This window comes from Chamaesiphon sp. OTE_8_metabat_110 (assembly GCF_031382685.1).
In the GTDB taxonomy this organism is placed as follows: Bacteria; Cyanobacteriota; Cyanobacteriia; order Cyanobacteriales; family Chamaesiphonaceae; genus Chamaesiphon.
Genome location: NZ_JANMZA010000036.1, coordinates 1 through 1,818 on the forward strand (window position 1 = coordinate 1; position 1,818 = coordinate 1,818).

3 protein-coding genes are annotated in these 1,818 nt (G+C 48.2%); all 3 read left to right on the plus strand.

Features of this window, described 5'->3' with window-relative positions; genetic code table 11:
- Positions 1-388: iron ABC transporter permease (locus tag RMO52_RS01515; RefSeq protein ID WP_310410311.1), on the plus strand; the 388-nt coding region annotated here is incomplete at its 5' end.
- Complete coding sequence (locus RMO52_RS01520) at positions 382-1,254, plus strand: ABC transporter ATP-binding protein (RefSeq protein ID WP_310410313.1); 873 nt, start codon at positions 382-384, stop codon at positions 1,252-1,254. The genes RMO52_RS01515 and RMO52_RS01520, both read left to right, overlap by 7 nt.
- Before the next feature lie 83 nt (positions 1,255-1,337).
- A complete protein-coding gene (locus RMO52_RS01525) occupies positions 1,338-1,778 on the plus strand; it encodes a hypothetical protein (RefSeq protein WP_310410315.1) in 441 nt (146 codons plus the stop codon).
- Positions 1,779-1,818: the final 40 nt, after the last annotated feature.

Sequence of the window (1,818 nt, forward strand, 5' to 3'; positions counted from 1 at the left end):
TGCCCTCGCATTGGGACTAACGCGGGAGTTAAATGTCCTCTCTTTTGGCGATGAGATTGCCACGGGATTGGGAAGTCGCGTCACCTGGCAACGCGCCCAGCTCGTCATCGTCGCCGTGGCGTTAGCTGGCTCGGCGGTGGCTACCGCTGGGACGATCGGCTTTGTCGGACTGATTGCCCCCCACATCGCCCGCCAACTCGTCGGAGGCAATTATCGCCAGATCTTACCAGTCGCCGCCCTCATCGGTGGCATCTTAGTGACGATCGCCGATACGATCGGGCGGACGATCTTTGCCCCGATCGAGTTGCCCTGTGGTGTCGTCATCGCCGCGATCGGCGCACCGTTTTTCCTCTTTTTACTGATTCAAAATCGCCACCGCCAATGCTAGAACTCATCGCTCAAGATCTATCCCTAGCTTACCGAGGGAACACGATTATTCAGGATTTGTCATTAACGATTCCTGCGGAAAAAATTACAGTATTAGTGGGGTCGAATGGCTGCGGCAAATCGACCTTACTCAAAGGGTTGGCAAGATTGCTCAAACCGACTAGCGGCGGGGTATATCTCGATGGTAAATCGATCCTCGCCGGATCGACCAAAAGCGTCGCCAGACAGTTGGGATTATTACCGCAAAGTCCGATCTCCCCTGAAGGTTTAACCGTGAAAGATTTGGTGTCCCAAGGTCGTTATCCTTACCAAGATTGGCGGCAACAATGGTCGATTCAAGACCGCCAAATCGTCCGCGAAGCTTTGGAAATGACCGACTTAGTATCCCTGAGCGATCGCCCCCTCGATACCCTCTCTGGCGGTCAAAGACAGCGAGCGTGGATTGCTATGTCCCTGGCCCAAAACACCAAAATTCTGTTGCTCGACGAGCCAACCACCTTTCTCGATCTAGCCCATCAGATGGAAGTCTTGGATCTGCTTTACCGACTCAATCAGCAGCAAGGACGCACGATCGTCATGGTATTGCACGATCTCGATCGAGCCTGTCGTTATGCCGACTATTTAGTTGCCATCAAAGCCGGACGCGTATTCGCCGCAGGCACCCCAGCCGAGATCGTCACCACCGAACTCGTCGAGGCGGTATTCAACCTCAAATGTCAAATCCATCCCGATCCGATCGCCGGAACGCCGATGTGTATTCCGATCGGTACCAAAACATTCAATCGCCATCCGATTCAACCCAATCTGCTCGGCAGCCTCAAGCAGTTGGAAGTTGAGAAGGTGTTGAGAACAGATGCGAGTCTTTGAAGTCAAATAGGCACAAAGCCATGAGCAAAATGATACTTCAGGGCTATAATTGAAGAAGCTGACAATAAATCTTAGGGAGTTTTATGGGAATCAATAAGTCAGTTTTTGCGAGCAAGGCTGAGCGTAGTCACTATGAAAAGCTATCAAGAAATTGGGGTAGCAAGTACAATATTTGGCATAATCTTCCATATCTAAATGTTTTTAATGTTAACAACATTATTGATGTAGATGATTATATGTCTCGTGTATCTCTAGCTGCTCTTGGATACAATGAAAGTATTAAAACTTCACCCGTCAAATTACTGGCTGTTTCTGACAAGGACAAGAATATTCTCAAGAAGACATCGATAGATTACACAGTCTGCAACCAAAATGACGAGCCAATATTGTGCATTGAATTTGATGGTTTAGGAGAAGGTTTTAATAGGGAGCATCCCACTTTTTATTCGATCGGGACAAGTAAACCTTTTGTACTAGTGGAAGGATTAAGGAATTTACCTCTAGATCGAGCAGATCGAGCATAATGCTGAGATAATTAAAGCGAGTAAATTCAAGGTAATGTGA